The organism is Myxococcus sp. CA040A (assembly GCF_013336725.1).
Taxonomy (GTDB): Bacteria; Myxococcota; Myxococcia; order Myxococcales; family Myxococcaceae; genus Myxococcus; species Myxococcus llanfairpwllgwyngyllgogerychwyrndrobwllllantysiliogogogochensis.
Genome location: NZ_JABUMR010000024.1, coordinates 1 through 19,507 on the forward strand (window position 1 = coordinate 1; position 19,507 = coordinate 19,507).

Genomic DNA, 19,507 nt, shown 5'->3' on the forward strand with positions numbered 1-19,507 from the left:
CGGCGTCCCAGCTCGAGGACTCGAAGCTGGGCGACACGGTGTACGTCACCAACAACCTGCCGTACGCCCGACGGCTGGAGTTCGGCCACTCGGCCCAGGCCCCTCGCGGCATGGTGCGCGTCACCGTGGCCCGCCTGCGCGAAATCCTCGAGGGCGCGCTTGAGGACGCGAAGCAGGGTGGGGACAGCGGGGGCGGTGGCACGTGAGCACCGTCCTCCTGGACATCACCCAGGCGATGGAGGCGCGGGTGCTGGACGTGCTGGGGCCGCTGCTGGGCCCGGTCAACCTCGCCTTCCCCAACGTCACCTTCACGCCGACGGCGGGCACTCCGTGGGCCCGGGTGGACCACCTGTGGGCGCGCACCTCGCCGGGCAGCGCGGGCGTGGACTCATACACGCGCCACCCTGGCGTCCTCCAGGTGCTCCTCTTCTTCCCCCTGGGCGCGGGGGCGGGGGCGTCCCTCACCGCAGCCCAGGCGCTGTGTGGCGGCTTCACACGGGGCACCTCGCTGGTGCGCGGGGACACCACCGTCCGCGTCCAGTCCGCCTCCGTGGCCCTGGGCTTCCGCGACGAGGAGTGGTGGGCGGTGCCCGTCTCCGTCTGGTGGTTGGTGCACTCAATCGACTGAGCCGCCTCGCGCGGCAGGAGGTACTCGAATGGCTTCTTCGGCTTCAGGGCAGCGCACCGCGGTGCGCTTCGTCGCGGAGGGCGACTACGGCGTCCCCGCCAGCACCACGTACCAAGCGCTCCGCTTCACGGGCACCTCCCTCAACCTCGGCAAGGAGACGTACCAGTCCAACGAGATTCGGGCCGACAGGCAGGTGGCCGACCTCCGCCACGGCATGCGCAGCGTGGCCGGGGATATCTCCTTCGAGCTCTCCCGCCTCACCTTCGACGAGCTGCTCGCGGCCGCGCTGTCCGGCACCTGGGAGTCGGTGACGACGGGCGCGGTGTCGCTGGAAGCGGACGCGGACGACGAGTCCTACGTCCGCACCACCGGCAGCTTCCTCGCCGACGGCTTCCTCCCAGGTGATGAGGTGGCCGCCACCGGCTTCACCACGGCGGCCAACAACGGACGCGCGAAGGTGGTGGCCGTCACCGCCCTGGCACTCACCGTGGACAAGTTGCTCGCCGGGGACGCCGCCGCCGCGGGGCGCACCGTCGCGCTGGTGGGCCGGCGGCTGAAGTCCGGCACGGAGCTGAAGACGTTCAGCGTCGAGCGCGCCTTCACGGACATCGGCCAGTACATGCTGTACCGGGGCTGCGCCGTCAACGCGATGAAGCTCTCCATCCAGCCCGGGGAAATCGTCACCGGCAGTGTCACGCTGCTGGGCAAGGACATGGTGCAGGCCACGGCCTCCCACGCCACCACCGTTACGCCGCCCGGCACCGGCAGTCCCTTCGATGCCTTCACCGGCACGTTGCTGGAGGGCGGGGTGGTGGTGGCCAACGTCACCGGCGTGGAGCTGGACATCAGCAACGGCCGCAGCACCAAGGGTGTCGTCGGCCAGGCGTCTCCCACCGAAGTCCACGAGGGTGGCTTCACCGTCTCGGGCAGCCTCAACGCGTACTTCCAGGACGGCACCCTCCTGAATCGCTTCATCAACGAGGAGGAGTCCTCGCTGGAGGTGCTGCTGCGGGACCACAACGGCGTCGACTTCCACCGGCTGTACCTGCCCCGCATCAAGTACACGGGGGGCGACCTGGACAATCCGAAGGAGGGCCCCGTCGTCCTCTCGCTGCCCTTCACCGCGCTCCTCGACTCTGTGTCGGGCGCCACCCTCGTCTACCAGCGCAGCAACCCGTAGCCCTTCCCCGGCGCGGCCTGCACGTGCGCGCTCATCGCTCGCGGTCCTTGCAGGAGTCTCCCCATGAATGGCCTCACCGGTTTCGACCTCTCCTCCCTCCAGCACCGCGACACCGCCACGGTGGACATCCGCCACCCTCTCTCGGCCAAGCCCCTCGGCATCCGCGTGGAAGTGGCGAGCGCCGACTCCTCCTTCGTCCGCGAGGTGGAGCGGGAGCTGCGGGACCAGGCCATGGCGCGCTACCAGCTCAACCGCGGCGCCGCGCTGACGGCGAAGGAGGCCGAGGCCGAGGCGCTGGAGTTGCTGGTGCGCCGCACCGTCTCCTGGAGTGGTGTGCTGGAGCACAGCACGGTGATGGACTGCACCCCGGACAACGTCCGGCGCCTGTACACCGCCTACCCGTGGCTTCGCCGCCAGGTGGACGAGGCGTGCGCGGACCGCGCCCGTTTTTTCGAGGACTCGGCGAGCAGCTCCTCGGCTTCGCCCGCCACCAATTCCACCTGAGCAGGCCCGAAGGGGAGGGGGGCGCGTCGCTGCGCGCCCACCTCGAGCAGGTGGCCAAGGCCACGGGGCAGGCGCCTGAGGCGCTGGTCGGCGAGTACGAACTGCCGGCCGCGCTGGCCCACGTTTGGGCGTGGTTCTGCGAGATGAGCGGCGCGCGCGGGGCAGGCATGTACTCGCTCGCGCCCATCACCTTCCAGGACATCGAGGCGTGGGCCCGGCTCACCGGGCACCGGCCCTCACCCGCGGAGGTGGGGCTGCTGCGCCAGCTCGACGACGTGTTCCGCGAGGAGATGAACCCGAAGTGAGGAGGTGTTCTTGGACACGCAGCGGTCGCTACTGACTTGGAAGGGACTGCTGGCGCTGCTTCTCGGCCTTCTGCTGAGCCTTCAGTTTCAGGTCGTCCTCGCGAGTTCTGAGTTCTGCCACTGGCTTGAGGAGTTCAATCCCGGTGCCGCGGTCGCGAAACCCAACATGCGTCCATCCCTCTTCCTCGTAGATGTTTCTCCCGCCCTCGTAGAGTTCCATGCTTTTGAGCATCTCCGCGCGGACTTCGGTCGGGCTATCCGAGCCGAAAGGTTCGATGCGAATGAATGTCGTGTGGTTGCGCCCGCCGGCCTCAAAGCGGAGGTCTGGGTCGCTCTCGTGCTCGTTCGCGTCGTTGACGAATGCCACCCGCTTGGCCTCCAAGCGTTTCTCTTCCTCGGTGCGGCGGTCGCAGGCGGAAAGGAGCAGGGCAAGGGACAGCAGTCCGGGGAAGAGGCGCATGAGGGCGGAGGCCAGCATACCCGGCGCAGATTGGTCCACTGCTCAGCCGTTCATGCTGCCCGAAGTCCGTTCACTTCTGACAGGGTGACTGGAGGGGCCCATGTCTGAGGGAACGGACCTGGCAGAGTTGTCGATTCGCATCGACACCTCCGGCGCGGAGTCTGGCGTCGAGTCGCTGACGGACCTCACGCGGGCGGCCGAGAAGACGGAGACGGCCACCAAGAAGACGGAGACGGCAAGCGAGCAGTTCGCGAAGGAACTGGCGCGGATGGTGAAGCAGGCCGAGGCGACCAGCCGCTCATTCGAGGAGATGCGGGCCGCGACGCGAGAGCTGGAGAAAATGCGCTCGCTGGCGAAGGACTTCGAGCAGATGTCCGCTGCGGCGAAGCATTTCCAGACCATCGTTGGTGACACGGAGAAGCTGGAAAAGTTCCATGCGCGACTGACGGCGTTGGACGGAGCAGCAGGACGGCTCACGGCTGCCTTCGGTGACACCGGCACCATCCACCGGTTCATGAACGAGCTGAACAAGGCCTCGGGCTACCTCTCGAAGTTCCAAGAGGAAACGAAGGCGGCCGAGTCCATCCGGAATATCCGCAAGGCGGCCGAGGACGCGGACAAGCCGGTGGCACAGCTCTCCAAGGGGCTGAGTGGGCTCGCTGGACAGGCCATGGGATTCGTCGCCGTCGGTGCGGGACTCAGGAGCGTGGCGTCGGACGCACTGGAATTCACGACGGCGATGGCCCAGGTGAGCACCCTTCTGGACGGGGACCAGCTCATGATGATGGGGGACCTGGCCGAGAGCGCGAAGAGCCTGGGGGGCGAGTTCGGGCGAATGCCGACCGAGCAGGCCAAGGCCCTCTACGAAATCATGAGCGCGGGCGCGGCCGATACTGCGAAGGCGACCGAGTACCTGGCTGTCTCGAACAAGCTCGCCATCGGAGGTGTCACCCAGGTGGGCGTGGCAGCTGACGGCCTGACGTCCATCATGGCCAGCTACGGCACCCAGCTTCGGAGTGCCACCGAGGCGGCGGACGCCATGTTCCTCTCCGCGGCGGATGGCAAGACGTCCATCGAGGCCATCGCACGCCACATCGGCAAGCTGGCCCCCATCGCCTCGCAGACGGGTGTCTCCCTCCAGGAGTTGCTCGCGGCAAACGCGGCGCTCACGAAGGCTGGCATCAAGACAGAGACCGCCATGGAGGGCATGCGCAGCATCCTCGCCCAGGTCGCCAAGCCCTCCAACGAAGCCCGGGACCTCGCGCGGGAGTTGGGCGTCGAATTCAACACAGCAGGACTCAAGGCGCGGGGCTTCGCGGGCTTCCTGAGTCACCTCCACGAGAAGACGCACGGCAGCACGGAGCTGCTGGCGACGCTGGTCGGCGGTGTGGAAGCGCTGCTCCCTGCCATGACGCTGACCGGAACGGGTGCTGCGGACTTCGCGGCGTCGCTCAAGCACATGGAATCCTCTGCGGGGAAGACAGAGGAGGCGTTCCTCAAGATGGCCAACACCCCGCAGATGAAGGTGGACCAACTCCGCGCCCGCTTCGCTGCTCTCCGAACTGAGGTGGGTGAGAACCTGCTGGACGCCGTCAGTCCTGTGATGGACGGCCTGCTCCGGAACTTTGATGGCGTGACGACCGCTTCGCGGCACCTGGGGGAGGCGCTTGCCGTTCTCGGCGCCGTGCGCGCCGTAGCCTGGGCCCAGGACTGGACGAAGGCGCTGCTGGACAAGGCCGCGGCGGCGCACAAGAGTCGAGAGGCCGTGGTGAATGCCACGCTCGCGGAGGCCAACTTCAAGCGCATCGTCGGCGAGAGCCGCGCAGAGGCGCTCATGGCCGCGCAGGCGCAGCTCGAGAGGAAGCTGGCTGTCATGCAGGCCGCCGCCGCTGTCGAGGGACCCTATGCGTCCGCGAGCCGGAAGGCTGCCATCGAGTCGAATCTACTCACCCAGGCGAAAATCAAGGAGGCGCTGGCAATTGACGGGGCAACGCTCGCCACGCGGACGGGCTCGGCCGTGATGGGTGCGCTCGGTGGTCCCATCGGCATTGCCATCACGGCGCTGGGGATGGCTACGGCGGCCTACTACGAGTTTGGCCGCGCAGCGGAGGAGGCCAGCGAAAAGGCGCGCAAGGCCGCAGCGGACTCGGCGGAGGGCTTGAGCCAAGGCAGCCAGGTTGTCATCGACATGCTCGGGAAGACGAAGGCCCTGTCCGACCAGACCAAGGCGATGGAGACGGCGCAGCGCGCCCGGGAGAAGCTCCTCGCTCTCGGAAGCGAGTGGGAGCGCCGACTCACAGACGACATGGACACGCCGGAGGAACTCACGGCTGGCTTTGGGGCCGCCCTCATCGAGCAAATTCAGGAGCGAAAGGACGAGCTCCTGCGCTTGCAGGAGCAGTTGACGCTCAAGCAGCACGATGTTTTTAGGCAGGCGGCACGGCTGATGGGGACGAGGACGCGCAGGGAATACAACGCGATCACTGATCCGGCGGAGCGGGAGGAGTACGAGCAGAAGGAGTTGCTGGGCAACCCGAGGAATGAGTACCGGCGAGAGCAACTCAAGGAGGACTTGGCGGAGGCGACGGAGCCCTTCAACAAGAACATCCTCGCGAAGCGCCAGGAGATCGTGAAGTTGACGGAAGCTCAGGACGCGCTGACGAAGGCCGAAGAGGAATGGGCCTCCTCCCAGGTGACGGTGGTTCCACCGGTCGTCGCGGCCACGGCCGAAGCGGCTAAGTCCGCGAACGCCATCCTCGATGGGGCCAAGGCTCGCGACGAGGCAGCGAAGAAAGCGACGCACTGGCTGGAGCGGCTGGAGGAGGAAGCGCGGGCTCTCGGGAAGTCGAAGGGCGAAGCGCTCAACCTCACCGACGAGTACAAGGCTCTCACCGCCGCGCAGCGGAAGCAGGCCGACGTCGCCATCGCGAAGCTGCGTGAGGCAGAGGCCGCGAAGGAGCTCGCCAAGGCCGAGGAGAAGCGCGTTCAGGTGCTCCAGGAGCTGAACCGCGAGCTCGGGGACCCGGCCAGCTCGAAGTACGCCGAGGCCCAGAAGCTCCTCAGCGCGGAGGTGGACGCGGGCCGAATGGGGCTGGCGCAGTACAACGTCCAGCTCGCCAAAGCGCGCACACTGTGGACGTCAGAGGGCCGCGCGGAGGCTCAGCTCGCGAAGGAGCTGGAGCAGCTCGAGAAGCAGCTCAACCCGCTGGCCGAGGCGCAGAAGCGCATGGAGGCCGTGCAGAAGCTCTTCGACGACCAGCGCATCAGCGCGGCGGCATACCGAAAGGAAGTCGCGAAGCTCCAGGAGCAGTTCTCCACGGGCTTCGCGCTCGCCCAGGACGCCGTCACCAGTGCCGCACAGCACATGGAGGATGCCTTCGTCGGCTTCGCCACCACCGGGCAGTTCAGCATCCGCTCCATGGTGGACGGAATGCTGAAGGACCTGGCGCGCCTGCTGGCCCACAAGGCCTTCGTCGCGCTCGTGGACACAGCCACCGGGGCGCTGCTGGGGGCAAAGACGAGCACCGCGGGCAGCTCAGGCGGAGCCACGGTGGGCGGCGCGGACCTGTCCGGCATGTTCGGCTCCATGCTGGGAGGGGCCGCAGGTGCTGGCGGAGCAGGGAAGCTGAGCATGGGGTCCGCGTCTCCCCAGGCGCCGAAGCTCTACGTGCCCAGCAAGGCGGACATCCTCCCTCCGGCGGGAGAGAGCGGAGGCGCGGCACCCATCACCCTCCACATCCACGTCCACCAGGACGGCACCGTGAGGTCGGAGGTGCAGTCTCCTGGAGGAAAGGCCGAGTCCGAGAAGCTGGCGCGCGGCCTGGGCGCTGTCGTCCTCAAGGTGCTGGGCGAGCAGCTCCAGCCAGGTGGGATGCTCTACAACGGCATCAGGCAACAGCGGTAAGCGGGACTGAAAGTCGTGAATGTCCACGGGCGCGGACAGCCAGCCGAATGGCCGGACATGGACGCGGATGTCTGCCACGAGTACATACGCCTGCCGCAGTCATCCGAACACCGGCCATCCGCTCCGGGTCGCACCTGTGAGGCACTCCATAACCTGGGGTGGCGGCTCACTGGAGGAAATCATGATGCAGTTTCTCAACCGTCTCTTTGGGAGCCAGCCGCCCCCTGTTTCCCAGCCCCAGCCCCAGCTCGAAGACAGGACGCTTCTTCACGTCGCGGCATGGCTGGCGGTCTCCCACATACGCGTCACGATGACCGTCGCACTCGACAACGGGCTGGTGATCACCGGAAGGGCGTGCTCTGCGCAGGACTACTTCACCGTCACGGGCCAACAGATCGCTGCCGCCGTTCCGCTGCTCAAAGCCGACGAGCAAACAGTCCTTGCGAAGAAGATTGAGCGAATCCCATTCGGTAAGGGCAGTGAGGACTTGAGCGACGCCGAGGCCAACGCGGAATGGCCGCGTCTTGAGTTGAAGTACCTGCACATCGTTGAAGGCACGGTTCTTTCCTCTTTTGGGGCAGCCGTCGGATCGCAGGCCGGCCAGAACTGGAGGATTCGCATGAAGGACGTCTCCGCATTCTCCTTCGGGATGACGGGCCCGTCGGCAAGCGTCACTCCGTTGCCCGCTGGACCAGTGGCACCTTCGGACGCAGACGTGAATTGACGGAGGACGCGTGGCCCTCCTCTCGGGTCCAGCCATCTCCGGGCCAACCTCCATCAGCGCATGGGGTCGGCGGAGTACGCGGGCAGCAGCGGCACCTGATCTCGCGGCTTCGGCATGGAGAGGTGGCCGTACTTCTTCGCGAACCACGCCACCCCAGCGGGTGTCACCAGCGTCTGGGGACGGGTGTGTGGCGCGTCCCTGCCGGGCTTCTGCCGGCGCAGCACGCGCACCTGGTAGACAAGGAGGCCGTCTCGGATGAAGGACGCGAAGGGCACCCACGGACTGTCCTCGTCCTTCTTGAAGCACACACCGTCGCGCTCCAGCCACCGGAAGAAGTCGCGGATGGGCAGCCGCAGGTGCCGGGCCGTGTCCATGAGGCTCATCAGCCGAGCGGTGGAGAGGAAGTCGTCGGCGAGCTTCACCGCGGGCGCCTGGGCCTCGAGCTGGCGCTGCTGCGCGGCGAGCTGCGCGGCCTGGCGCTCGTTCTCCTTGGACAGGTCCGCCGCGAGCTGGAGGAGGGCGGACTTCGGCTGGGCGAGAAGTGTCGCCACGTCCGCCGGTACCTGGGGCTGGACCAGCGAGTAGCTCCCAGTCTTGCGAAGGGAGGGGAGCACCTCGTGCGTCACCCACCGACGGAACCTCTCCACCTTCTTCGCCTTCTCGTCGTCCTGCGGCTTGGCGGCGAAGATGGCCCGGTACAGCCCCGGCTCGCTGATGGTGGTGACTTCCTGCTCTCCGCCAGGGGTCCACACCTGGCGTGGACCCTTCTCGTCGTCCGGCAGCATGCGCGTCAGGGCGAATGCCTCGCGGTACTCCAGGGCCACGGCGATGTCCTTGGCGACGAACCACGGCTCTCCGTCAGCCCCGAGGACGACCCGGACCGGGGTGTCTCCGTCGAAGAGGAAAGGCTGGAGCTGGACGGTGGTGGGCTTGCAGTCGGGCATGGCTCCTCCAGGAAAGGCACCCCTTCCCCGAAGCCGTACACACCGGGAAGGGGGCGGCGCCTCACGACTGGGGGGAGCGTCGTGGGCGGCTTGTGGTGGGGCCTGTACGGGGCCTGGGAGGAAGCCTGCGGCCGGGCGGGGACGGTGTCCGGGGGCCGACGCGGAGCCATGAATTGGCGCTGACGGCTGCTTGCTGGACAATGCTCTCGGCCCGGTCGTCCTTTCGCTCGCACACCTTCACGACAAGGGACTCATCATGAAGAGCTTGAAGCTGTGGCTGTTGGCCTGCACCGTCGCGCTCATCGCCGGGTGCGGTGGAGCGGTCGCTGAAGTGGTCGATGAGGGCGAGGCACTGCTCTCTTCGTCGGAGGCGTTGTCGACGTGTACCGCCACCTGCGCAACGGGGTCGGTGAGCTGTCCGGCGACGACGGTCAACTGCACCGCAACGAACGGAGTGGGAGTGACGTGCGATGGTGCCTCCATCGCGTGTCCGCCCCCTGTGCCTTGGGAGTGCCCCTATGGCCCCGGTGCCACGTGTTCAGAGATGGCGAACATGAGGTGTGTGGAGGCGGAGACGATTCCGTGTTGCTGGAACAGCACGATCACCGGCACGTGTTTTTGCCCGACGAAGGGCGTCCGCCCGAAGTGCTTCCCGGACCAGTAGCTCGTCCAGGATAGTGGTGGCCGCACCGCCACTACGTGTTGGTGCCCAGGACGACCTGAGAACCCGTCCGTCCGGCACGCCGCGTGCTCACCCGCCGGGCCATGGACGACAGGGCTCGGCGGGAGGCGCTCGTTCAGCGTCTCGGGGAAGTGGAGAGGGAGCTGCAGCGTGCGGTGGCGGAGCGGGACGGCAGTCCGGCTGCAAGGATGCGGTACGCACGGGCCCGCGCGGAGCACGAGGGGACGACGCGGGACGCCATTGCCGCGCTCCGGGCTCCGGTCCTCGTAGAGTCGAGTCATGGCACGTGTGATTCGGCGGGGTGGCGCGTCCGGAGTGGCTGAATGCCCCGCTGGCTCTACCGTCCGGATTGATGGCCGCTACGCCCTCGGGAGGAATGGGCCGGGTCGGGGAGCTGGCGGAGCCGATGGCCCGCGCCAGCATTCCGCTGCCCTCCAGTCAGGCGCATTCCTGACTAGATCATGCTGGCGAGGTAACGCAGTTGATTACGGTAACGCTGTGCCGAGGCGTTTACCTGGAGCCGGCGGTTTTCCACTTTGTGAAAGCTCTGCACTTTCAATTCCGAAATAGGGATCCGCTTCGCCCCACTGATGCGACCTGCGGAGTGGAAGTCGTCCGTCAATACGAACGCGTCACTCGGTTCGTCATGGTGAAAGAGCTTCGCGAACTCCTCCGCAAGAGCGAGAGCCCGTTCGATGTACATGCGCGATGCCTGATCAGGAGTGGCTTTCTTCTGACTCTTGGACCCGACCATGGTCATCACAATGGCTGCAATCTTGGGGGTCGGACGCCCGCCTGCTCGCTCGTTCCAGGTGTAGAAGTCGCGTGTAGGGTCGCTGAGTTGTTTGAACGTAAGATGCAGAGATTCAATCGAGTGCTCATCGACGCGCACTGGCACAATCAGCGCTTCAACTGCGCACCAGGCGAGGTGGGTGCCACCAGCGTAGAACGGGCTGGTGTCGATGATAATCTTCTCGCACTTCTTGTCTTGTGCTTCTCGATCCAGGATCTTTTTTAGCCCACCAAGCAGGTTCCGAACGGCCGACTTCTGTTGGGATGCATGCGCGATATTGAGCTGCTGGTAGAGCATTGAAGGAAAGGCAAACAATTCAGAGTGACCAGCGATAGCATAGGCCCCCTTGCCGCCCTTGAAGTCATCACAGTGCTGGCTGACTTTGTAGCTGATGTCTTCCGGTTGATCGCCAAATGCCGGGCCAAGAATCATCGGTTGCAGTGCGTTGTTGATGTTCACCTTGGGGCGGTAGTCACCGAAGAGCATCTCGGTGACGTTGCATTGAGGACAAACGTCCGCAACAAGAAGAGAGTGCTTCCGGGAAATCTCGTACGCGAGGTTGAATGCGATGGACGACTTCCCCACGCCGCCCCGCAGGTTAGAGATTGCGTACGAGCGGAAGGGTTGTCCCTTCGGTTGCTTGAAGCCGGTCTCGATGACCTCTGCGTGCCGGTCCAGAATTTTCTCTAGTCCATTCGCCATGTCCGGTGTCTCCGCACGTTCGCTGCGCAGGCGTGAAGCAGGACTGCCTCAGGTCGGCAGGTGGTGCAGGAGTAGTATTGATCGGCAGGTGGCGCAGGAGCAATGCCAGTAGGCAGGTGATGCAGGAGTGCCAAAATTTGGCAGGTGATGCAGGCTCTGCAGGTGACTCGGTTGCCTACATGTGGGCCCTCTGTCAGGTGACGGCATACCCAACGTAGGCCCCCCTTAGGACGGCGTCCGCATCCACGCCCATTCTGCGGGGCATGGAGCGCTTTCCCTTCACGCCGGACTACGGCGCCCAGCAGCAGACCCAGCCGCGCGTCCTGAAGGCCCAGTTCGGTGACGGCTACGCCCAGCGCGCGGAGGACGGCATGCGTCCCGTGCTCCCGCGCTGGACCCTCCAGTTCAACGCCCGCCGGAAGATGGAGGCCGACGCCATCGAGGCCTTTCTCCAGGTTCGCAGGGGCGTGGAGTCCTTCGAGTTCGTCGTGCCGTCCAGTGCCTGGGACGTCACTGTCTTCCCGCTGGGCACCGGAGACGGCGCGCGCACGCAGTACCTCCTCGAGCGGCCCGTGGCGCCCGAGGTGCCCGGCGAGCGGGTGCCGGCGACAGGATGGACGTCACCGCCGCAGGTGTACCGGGACGGGGTCCTCCTGTCCGTCGGAGCGGACTACGTGCTCTCCAGCTCCGGACTCGTCGCTTTCACCGCTGCCCCAGCGCCTGGCGCGGCGCTCACCTTCACCGGCAAGGGCGAGCGCGTGGCGCGCGTCGTCTGCGAGAGTTGGTCGTCCACGGTGAAGGGGTTCAACTCCCACGACATCAGCGCCGAGTTCCAGGAGGTGGCAGGGTGAGCATCGCAGAGGACATCCAAAAGCTGGAGCCAGGCGCCCTGGTGGAGCTCTTCATCCTGGACGCGTCATCCATCCCTGGAGGGGGCATCAGCCACTTCCACGCGGGCACCAACGGCCTGGGAGGGCCCGTGGTGTGGCAGGGCGCCTCGTACCGGCCCTGGCCCGTGCAGGCCCGCGGCTTCGAGAAGTCGGGCACGGGGCGCCTTCCCCGGCCCACCCTCACCATGGCCAACCTCCAGGGCACGCTGGGCGCCCTCGCGCGGGACTGCAACGACCTGCTGGGCGCGCGGGTCATCCGCAAGCGCACCTTCGTCCGCTACCTGGATGCGGTGAACTTCCCCGGCGGCGTCAACCCCACCGCGAGCCCGGCGGAGGGGTTCCCGGACGACGAGTTCGTCGTGGACGCGAAGACGACGGAGAACAAGCACCTCATCGAGTTCACGCTCGCGGCCCGGTGCGATTTGGAGGGCGTGCGCATCCCCCTGCGCGTCATCACCCAGATGTGCGGCTGGCAGTATCGAGGCGAGGGGTGTGGCTACGCGGGCCCGTCCGTCGCGAAGGCCGACGACTCGCCGACGTCGGACCCGGCCCAGGACAGGTGTGGGAAGCGCCTCTCGAGTTGCAAGGCGCGGTTCGGGGCCACCGCAGTTTTGCCCTACGGTGGCTTTCCGGGGGTTGGACTTTTGAGATGAACTGCTCCCCACGCTCGTTGCTCGATTGTAGTGCTTCGTGTTTCCTATTGCGGCAGTTCTAGCGGAAATACCATTGCTGAATGCTGCCCCCCCAGCACTCCCACGTGACTGTGATCGCGCCGTTGTTGTTGTTGTAGTTGTAGAGATCGATGCATTTATTGTTGAACCTGGTGCGGAGCTGGCTGCCATTCCAGTACCAACGTTGATTGGCTCCGCCATGGCAGTCCCACACGCCGAGCAGAGCGCCGTCGCTGTTGATGCTGGAGAGAAGCTCGAGACATTTGTGGTTCATCGCGCTGCGAATCTTTTCGCCATCCCAGTACCAATTCTGGTTGGCTCCACCGTGGCAGTCCCACATGCCGGTTCGTGTTCCGTTGTTGTTTCTGGAGTCAGAGATTTCAAGGCATTTGTTGTTGAATTTGCTTCTGATTTCGAAGCCAAGTGCTGGTGATGAGAGTAGTGCCAGGGCGATGGCGATAGGTGCTGTGAATGCGAGGTTCATGGTGTCTCCTTGGTTTGTGGGCTGGTGGCTGGGGTGTAGGGTGCGTGTGAAATTAAATGAGGGCGCGTGTTGTTGTCCTGGCTTTTTGGGGTGTCGGTTAGTGCGTGAATGGTGTTGTGTGTTTGTGTTTGTTTCTTGGGTTTTGTTGTTGAGCCTGAGGGAATTGCCCAGGTGTCCTGTGGAGTTCATCCATGTTGTCGGCTAGCTCACCAGTGTTTTCCCCGTCCCTGGTTGCCGCCGCCTTGGAGCATGCCCGCACGGAGTTCCCCCGCGAGTCGTGCGGCTTGGTGGTGTGCGTCGCGGGAGAGCTGGTGTACCGGCCCTGCCGGAACCTCGCTGCGGGCCAAGCCCACTTCCACCTAGCGCCGGAGGACTTCGCGCGCGCCGAGTCGGAGGGTGAAGTGGTGGCGGTGGTGCACTCCCACCCCAACGCCTCCCCGGCGCCGAGCGAGGCGGACCGCGTTATGTGCGAGCGCTGGGGCCTGCCCTGGCTCATCGTCAACGTGCCGGTGGGGCACTGGCAGGTGCTGCACCCCAGCGGCTACCGGCCGCCCCTGGTGGGCCGGGAGTTCTCCCACGGCGTCCTCGATTGCTTCAGCCTCATCCGCGACTACTACCGCGAGACGCTGGGGCTGGAGCTGCCGGACTTCGAGCGCCCCGACGACTGGTGGCTGAAGGGCGAGAACCTCTACCTGGAGGGCTACGAGCGCGCCGGCTTCGTGGACGTCACCGGCCAGGTGCTGCGCGAGCACGACGTCCTCCTCATGCAGTTGCGCGCGAAGGTGCCCAACCACGCGGGGGTGTACCTGGGCGCGGACGTCGTCCTCCACCACCTCCAGGCTTCGCTCTCCAAGAGGGAGACGTACAGCGGCTTCTGGGCACGGGTGACTCGGAAGGTTGTGCGGCATCACAGCCTATGCTGACGACGGTGGTGCTCGGCGGGCCCCTGGGAGCTCGCTTCGGGCGGGAGTGGAAGCTGGATCTGGGCGTGTCCTCGCCCGCGGAGGCGGTGCGCGCCCTCTGCGCGGTGTGCGAGGGCTTCGGCGGCTACCTCGCGGAGCACAGCGCGCCCGGCTACCACGTCCTTGTCGGAGAGCGAGATGTCGGCGCCGAGGAGCTGGGCGTCGTCACGGGCGAGACGCGCATCACCATTCTCCCGGCGCTGGCGGGCGCGAAGCAGGCGGGTGTCCTCCAGGTGGTGCTGGGGGCGGTGCTCATTGCTGGCGGCGCGGTGCTCTCCGTCTACGACTACGGCGTGGTCGGAGGGCAGCTCATCGCCCTGGGCAGCAGCCTCATGGTGGGCGGCGCCGCGCAGCTGCTCTTCAAGCCGCCCTCGGCGACGGGTCCGGCCGAGAAGCCGGACACCCAGCCCTCGTACGTCTTCAATGGCCCCGTCAACACGCTCGCCCAGGGCCACCCGGTACCTGTCTGCTACGGGGAGATGTTGGTGGGAAGCTGCGTGGTGTCCGCCGGCATCTCCACCGAGTGGAGCGCGGGCGGTGGCTTCGGTGGCTCCACGGGCAGTGGACAGCATGGCCCAGATGGCCAGCCGCCCGGAGGCGGAGGGTGTCCGGCGCCGTGGGTGCCCATCCTCCTCTCGGATGGGCGCGAGGTGCCCGCGGGTGAGGTCCGCGCGGGCGCGTGGGTGCGCACCCAGGACGAGGTGACGCTGGAGTGGGGGGACTACCCCATCTCCCACGTCTCCACCCTGGAGGCGGAGTGCTTGCATCTGGTGCTGGAGGACGGCCGCGAGCTTGTCGCCACGTACAACCACCGCGTGCGCACGGACGCTGACTGGGTGGAGCTACGCCACCTCGACGCTGGCATGCGCCTCGTCGGCGAGCGCCCCGGCGTGGTGCGCCAGGTAGATGCGGCTGGGCATGGCCCGGTGGTGCGCATCACCGTGGCGGGCGCGCACACGTACCAGACGGTGGGCTTCCTCTCGCACAACCTCAAGAAAGAGGACCCGGAGGAGCCCCATGACACCGAGGCGTGAGCGTGGCGCGCTGCGTGGCGCGGGCGGCGGAAGCGGAGGGAAGGGCGGGGGTGACGCTCAGCGCTCGCCCGTGGAGTCCCCGGACACGCTGAAGTCCGCTGCCCACGCGCGGGTGCTGGACGTGCTGTGTGAGGGGGAAATCGAAGGGCTCGTCGGCGGGCTGAAGGGCGTCTACCTGGACGGCGTCCCGGTGCACAACGCCAACGACTCGCCCAACTTCCGAGATGTCACCGCGTACGACGTGCCCGGCACGCAGGGGCAGGAGTACATCCCTGGCTGGACCGCAGCGGAGGTGGAGCATGTCGTCAATGTCGAGGTGAAGCAGCACCTGCCCGCCATACGCACCGTCAGCGACCCGGAGGTGGACGCGGTGCGAGTCACCTTGCAGGTGCCGCAGCTGACGTACCAGCACCCGGAGACGGGTGATTTGCAGCCGTCCACCGTCGTCATCGCCATTGACGTGCAGAGCAACGGTGGCGGCTGGGTGGAGCAGGACCTGCAGGGCGCCCAGGTCATCCGCGGGAAGTGCACCAGCCCCTACGAGCGGACGTACCGCGTGGAGCTCACCGGCAGCGCGCCGTGGGACATCCGCGTGCGGCGCACCATGGCGAACTCCGACACCATCGCGCTGCAGAACCGCACGCTGTGGAAGTCGTACGCGACGCTGCTGGACGAGAAGCTCAGCTTCCCCAATACGGCGCTCATCGCCCTCGAGGTGTCGGCCCGGCAGTTCGGCAGTGTGCCCACGCGCAGCTACCGGATTCGCGGGCTGAAGGTGCGCATCCCCTCCAACTACAACCCCGCTACGCGCGAGTACTCGGGCACGTGGGACGGCACCTTCCAGGTGGCGTGGACGGACAACCCGGCGTGGTGCCTGTACGACGTGCTGACGACGAAGCGGTACGGGCTGGGCCGGTACATGAACGAGGCCCACGTGGACAAGTGGGGCCTGTACACCGTAGCCCGCTACTGCGACGAGCTGGTGCCGGACGGCAAGGGGGGCATGGAGCCGCGCTTCGCTTGCAATCTCTACCTGCAGACGCAGGCGGAGGCGTACCAGGTGGTGGGCAACCTCGCCTCGGTGTTTCGCGGCCTCGTCTACTGGGCCAGCGGCGCGGTGTACGTCGCCCAGGACGCGCCCCGGGATGCCGAGTACCTCTTCACCCCGGCCAACGTGGTGGATGGCCTCTTCACGTACTCAGGCAGCTCGTGGCGGGCGCGGCACACCGTCGCCCTCGTCACCTGGAACGACCCGACGAACCAGTACAAGGCCGCGGTGGAGCACGTCCCAGACGAAGAGGGGATGCGTGACTACGGCTACAACCCCACGGACGTGGTGGCGCTGGGGTGCACCTCGCGCGGCCAGGCGCAGCGGGTGGGCCGGTGGTTGCTGCACACCGAGAGGCTGGAGACGGAGACCGTCGTCTTCCGCACCGGCCTGGAGGGCGCGCTGCGCAACCCCGGGGCGATGGTGAAGGTGGTGGACCCGACGCGCGCGGGCCGGCGCTGGGGTGGGCGCGTCGTGGAGGCCACCGCGTCCCTCGTGGAACTGGACGCGGACGTCGCCCTCGAGGCTGGGCACACGTACACCCTCTCTGCGGTGCTGCCCAACGGCACGGTGGAGGAGCGGCCGGTGGCGGCCCTGCCGGCGGCGCCGTACCGGGCCCTCACCCTGGCCGCGCCTTTCTCCGCCGCACCCGCGCCCCAGGCCGTCTGGGTGCTGGCGGCCAATGACCTGGTGCCCACCCTCTGGCGCGTGCTGTCCGTCGCCGAGGTGGAGCCGCACGTGTACGAGGTGACGGCGCTGGCGCACCACCCGGGCAAGTACGCCGCGGTGGAGAACGGCGTGCAGCTCCAGTCCCTGCCCACCTCCGTGCTGCCCTCCTCGTCCCCGCCCGAGGGGCTGGTGGTGGGGGAGGGTCTCTACAAGACGACCAACGGCGGCTTGAAGGTGTCCCTCAACGCCCGGTGGACGCAGCGGCCCGGCGCCGTCGCGTACGTGGTTCGCTGGCGGCTCTCCGAGGGCAACTGGAGCTCCGAGGAGCGCCTGCAGACGCACTTCTGGGAACTCTCGGACGTGGCGCCGGGGCCGTACCGCGTGCAGGTGGCGGCCGAGCTGGGCGGCTTCACCACCGCCTTCAGCGAGGCCGCGTACACGGTGCTGGGCAAGGCGGCCCCTCCCTCCGACGCGGCCGGCTTCCAGCACGTGCTCAACGGCAACACCGTCACGTTGAAGTGGGCGGAAATCCCGGACCTGGACCGCGACATGTACGAGTTGCGCCACGCTGGCTCGAGCTGGGAGACGGCGTCCTTCATCACCAAGGTGCGCGCGACGTCGCATGAGTGGGCCCTGCCGGCGCCAGGCGTCAACCAGGTGGTGTGGCTCAAGGCCATCGACACCACCGGCAACTACTCCTCCAACGCCGTCAGCCTCACCGTGGTGGCAGCGCCCACGGTGCCGGCCTCCATCACCATGACGGTGTCCTCCACGCCGCCGGCCTAGCGAGTCCCTCATGCGCTCACGCGAGCAGGAAATGCAGGGCGGCATCGTCGAGGACGGAGAGCCGGGACAGCCGCGCCCGCGCATCATCAAGCCGAAGTACCTCGACATCCGCTGGACGCACGAGGAGACGCTACCCGCGCACCTGCTGGAAGGCTTCCAGGTGGTAGTTTTTGCGGGGGACGACCCGAACAACACGGACAACTACCTCGTGGAGCCCAAGCGAGTGGGGCCCACGGAGCGCCGCGTGGTGGTGACGCTGCGGGTGACGTCCTCCACCACCGCGAAGTGCGCCGTACAGGCCCTCTACGCCAACGGCAACCAGGGAAGCTGGAGGGTGCTGGGCGGCGCTGTAGTGGCGGACCCGGACACCCTCACTGTGGCGACGCAGACGTTGTCCAACGTGCCCGCCGGCAGCGTCAGCACCGCGCTGCTGAGTCCCGGGGCGGTGACGGCCGGCAAGGTGGCGCCGGGCGCCATCGCCACGCAGCACCTGCTCCTGCCGCCCTCGGACAACCTGGTGCCCAACGGGTACTCAGAGGCCGGCGCAGGCGCCGTCGGGCTCTCTCCCGAGGGGGATTATCTCGTGGAGGATCCGGCCAACTCGCGCGAGGGACGGTGGTGCAGGCGCGTGCCTCTCAACGCGATTGGGTACCGCACCCTTACGGCGACGAAGCGAGTCCCATGCACCGCGGGGGACGAGTTCTTCGCGGAAGTGTGGGTGAAGGCGTCCGTGCCGCTCTCCGGCAACTTCGGCGGCGGACTCTTGCTGCTGTGGGCGGACGCCTCGGGCAACTACACGGGGCAATACACCGGCGTGGAGGTGGCCAACATCTCCACCACGTACCAGTGCGTGAAGGTGAAGGGGAAATGCCCACCGGGCTGCACGGGCGTGTTCCTCCACTGGGAGCTCAACGTCAACGCCGCGGACATCGGCAAGGCGGTGTACCTCGATGCCATCAGCCTGCGGCGGCAGGTGACGTTCGACCTGTTGTCCGCCAACACCATGCAGACGTCCAACTACGCGGAGGACGGCAGCGGCGTCCCCGTCGCGGGCGCGAAGCTGGACAACGTTGGGACCGCGCTGAAGGTGGCCTCTGGCAACGTCATGGTGGGGCGCTACCCGCTGGAGTCGCTCTTCTACAAGGGACTCGTAAGCCTCGACGGGCCTGGTCCCGGAAACAGGTGTTTCTACCGGGGAAACAACCAGGGGGCCGCTAGGGGAGGCGCGCCCAACATCGACCGGGTGAGGGTGGAGTGCGCGGACAACATCACCACGGCCACCATGTCGTGGACGACGTGGCAGCTCTACCTCATGCCGCAGGCGCTGGACGACAACTTCGACGCCATGCGGTATGCGCGCGTCGAACTCTGGGTGCGCCAGCTGCACGGCGCCGGCTACCGCCACCAGATTCTCCACGTCGCGCTGACGGACCGGGTGTACCAGGACGCCACCGAGTCCTCGGTGAGCAATGAGGGGCGTGCGTCCTTCAGCTACATGTTTCCGGGGTCAATGGCGGGGCTCTACAACACCAGTTTCACCATGTGGTACCTCCTGCTCTCCGTCGTCAACGCGTACGGGCCTTCAGCGCAGAAGTGGTTCATCCCCGCTGCCGGCCGCAACGCGCCCTTCTCCACCCAGTACAACTCGCCGGTGGGTGGTGGCGTTGACGGTGGGGGCGGTGGCGGTGGCAGCGACGGGAGTGGCTACTGTCCTGCGCCGTGGGAGCCCATCCTCATGGCTGACGGGAGCGAGCTGCCAGCGGAGCTGGTGCGGCCCGGCATGCGCGTCCTCACGCAGCACGAGACGTCGTTGAAGCTGGACGCGTACCAGGTGGCTGCCGTGCAACGGGCCCGCGCGCACCGGCACCGGCTCGTGCTGGAGGACGGACGCTCTGTCGTGGCCTCCAGCCTCCACCCGCTCTTCGTCGAGGGCACGGGGTGGACGGCGCTCTCCTCGCTGCGCCCGGGGGACACGCTGCTCGGCTCCCGGCCTGGCCGCGTGGTGGGCGTCGAGGCGGTGGGGGAGGGCGACGTCGTGCGCCTCACCGTCCACGGGGCCCGCACCTACAACGTGCAGGGCTTGCTGTCGCACAACGCCAAGCCTCGCGAGTAGCCGGCCACGCGCGCCGGACAGGAG

The 19,507-nt window shown here is 67.1% G+C and carries 18 protein-coding genes; 13 read left to right on the plus strand and 5 right to left on the minus strand.

What is annotated here, in order from left to right; genetic code table 11:
• From HUA75_RS45480 to HUA75_RS45500, 5 genes are all read left to right on the plus strand, one after another.
• Positions 1–206 (plus strand): hypothetical protein (locus HUA75_RS45480; protein ID WP_217446582.1); only part of this gene is annotated, 206 nt, incomplete at its 5' end.
• Positions 203–628 carry a phage tail terminator-like protein gene (locus tag HUA75_RS45485; protein WP_174490047.1) on the plus strand — a complete coding sequence of 142 codons (426 nt, stop codon included), beginning with the start codon at positions 203–205 and terminating at the stop codon, positions 626–628. The genes HUA75_RS45480 and HUA75_RS45485, both read left to right, overlap by 4 nt.
• Before the next feature lie 28 nt (positions 629–656).
• Entirely contained in the window at positions 657–1,808 is a 1,152-nt protein-coding gene (locus HUA75_RS45490; RefSeq protein WP_174490048.1) for a phage tail tube protein, read from the plus strand.
• 63 nt (positions 1,809–1,871) lie between these two features.
• Positions 1,872–2,312: a hypothetical protein gene (locus tag HUA75_RS45495; RefSeq protein ID WP_174490049.1), complete on the plus strand. Its 441-nt coding sequence runs from the start codon at positions 1,872–1,874 to the stop codon at positions 2,310–2,312.
• 50 nt (positions 2,313–2,362) lie between these two features.
• The gene (locus tag HUA75_RS45500) at positions 2,363–2,617 is read left to right on the plus strand and encodes a hypothetical protein (protein WP_174490050.1); all 255 of its coding nucleotides are present in this window, start codon (positions 2,363–2,365) and stop codon (positions 2,615–2,617) included.
• Positions 2,618–2,645: 28 nt separating this feature from the next.
• Here the strand turns inward: HUA75_RS45500 and HUA75_RS45505 are convergent, their stop codons facing one another.
• Positions 2,646–3,095 (minus strand): hypothetical protein, encoded by a 450-nt coding sequence (locus tag HUA75_RS45505; protein WP_217446583.1) that lies wholly within the window; start codon positions 3,093–3,095, stop codon positions 2,646–2,648.
• Between the two features lie 82 nt (positions 3,096–3,177).
• On the opposite strand from HUA75_RS45505, the gene HUA75_RS45510 reads away from it, so the two are divergent.
• Both HUA75_RS45510 and HUA75_RS45515 read left to right on the plus strand, forming a co-directional pair.
• Positions 3,178–6,981, plus strand: coding sequence for a phage tail tape measure protein (locus HUA75_RS45510; RefSeq protein ID WP_174490052.1), 3,804 nt, complete (start codon positions 3,178–3,180; stop codon positions 6,979–6,981).
• 181 nt (positions 6,982–7,162) lie between these two features.
• Positions 7,163–7,705 (plus strand): hypothetical protein, encoded by a 543-nt coding sequence (locus HUA75_RS45515; RefSeq protein WP_174490053.1) that lies wholly within the window; start codon positions 7,163–7,165, stop codon positions 7,703–7,705.
• 53 nt (positions 7,706–7,758) lie between these two features.
• Here the strand turns inward: HUA75_RS45515 and HUA75_RS45520 are convergent, their stop codons facing one another.
• From HUA75_RS45520 to HUA75_RS45530, 3 genes are all read right to left on the minus strand, one after another.
• Positions 7,759–8,649, minus strand: a complete 891-nt coding sequence (locus tag HUA75_RS45520; protein ID WP_174490054.1) for a phage antirepressor KilAC domain-containing protein — start codon at positions 8,647–8,649, stop codon at positions 7,759–7,761.
• A gap of 237 nt (positions 8,650–8,886) precedes the next feature.
• Complete coding sequence (locus HUA75_RS45525) at positions 8,887–9,132, minus strand: hypothetical protein (RefSeq protein WP_174490055.1); 246 nt, start codon at positions 9,130–9,132, stop codon at positions 8,887–8,889.
• Positions 9,133–9,785: 653 nt separating this feature from the next.
• Positions 9,786–10,826 carry a ParA family protein gene (locus tag HUA75_RS45530; RefSeq protein WP_174490056.1) on the minus strand — a complete coding sequence of 347 codons (1,041 nt, stop codon included), beginning with the start codon at positions 10,824–10,826 and terminating at the stop codon, positions 9,786–9,788.
• A gap of 263 nt (positions 10,827–11,089) precedes the next feature.
• On the opposite strand from HUA75_RS45530, the gene HUA75_RS45535 reads away from it, so the two are divergent.
• Both HUA75_RS45535 and HUA75_RS45540 read left to right on the plus strand, forming a co-directional pair.
• A complete protein-coding gene (locus HUA75_RS45535) occupies positions 11,090–11,677 on the plus strand; it encodes a phage tail protein (RefSeq protein ID WP_174490057.1) in 588 nt (195 codons plus the stop codon).
• Positions 11,674–12,369, plus strand: a complete 696-nt coding sequence (locus HUA75_RS45540) for a phage minor tail protein L (RefSeq protein ID WP_174490058.1) — start codon at positions 11,674–11,676, stop codon at positions 12,367–12,369. Before HUA75_RS45535 ends, HUA75_RS45540 begins: the two co-directional genes overlap by 4 nt.
• Positions 12,370–12,427: 58 nt before the next feature.
• Here the strand turns inward: HUA75_RS45540 and HUA75_RS45545 are convergent, their stop codons facing one another.
• A complete protein-coding gene (locus HUA75_RS45545; protein ID WP_174490059.1) occupies positions 12,428–12,871 on the minus strand; it encodes an RICIN domain-containing protein in 444 nt (147 codons plus the stop codon).
• Positions 12,872–13,062: 191 nt separating this feature from the next.
• On the opposite strand from HUA75_RS45545, the gene HUA75_RS45550 reads away from it, so the two are divergent.
• From HUA75_RS45550 to HUA75_RS45565, 4 genes are read left to right on the plus strand one after another with little or no spacing between them, the layout of a single operon-like run.
• Positions 13,063–13,794, plus strand: coding sequence for a C40 family peptidase (locus tag HUA75_RS45550; RefSeq protein ID WP_174490060.1), 732 nt, complete (start codon positions 13,063–13,065; stop codon positions 13,792–13,794).
• Positions 13,788–14,867 (plus strand): tail assembly protein, encoded by a 1,080-nt coding sequence (locus tag HUA75_RS45555; protein WP_174490061.1) that lies wholly within the window; start codon positions 13,788–13,790, stop codon positions 14,865–14,867. The genes HUA75_RS45550 and HUA75_RS45555 overlap by 7 nt, the downstream gene beginning before the upstream one ends.
• The gene (locus HUA75_RS45560; RefSeq protein WP_174490062.1) at positions 14,851–17,370 is read left to right on the plus strand and encodes a host specificity protein J; all 2,520 of its coding nucleotides are present in this window, start codon (positions 14,851–14,853) and stop codon (positions 17,368–17,370) included. Before HUA75_RS45555 ends, HUA75_RS45560 begins: the two co-directional genes overlap by 17 nt.
• 10 nt (positions 17,371–17,380) lie before the next feature.
• Positions 17,381–19,483, plus strand: coding sequence for a Hint domain-containing protein (locus HUA75_RS45565; RefSeq protein WP_174490063.1), 2,103 nt, complete (start codon positions 17,381–17,383; stop codon positions 19,481–19,483).
• Positions 19,484–19,507 lie beyond the last annotated feature (24 nt).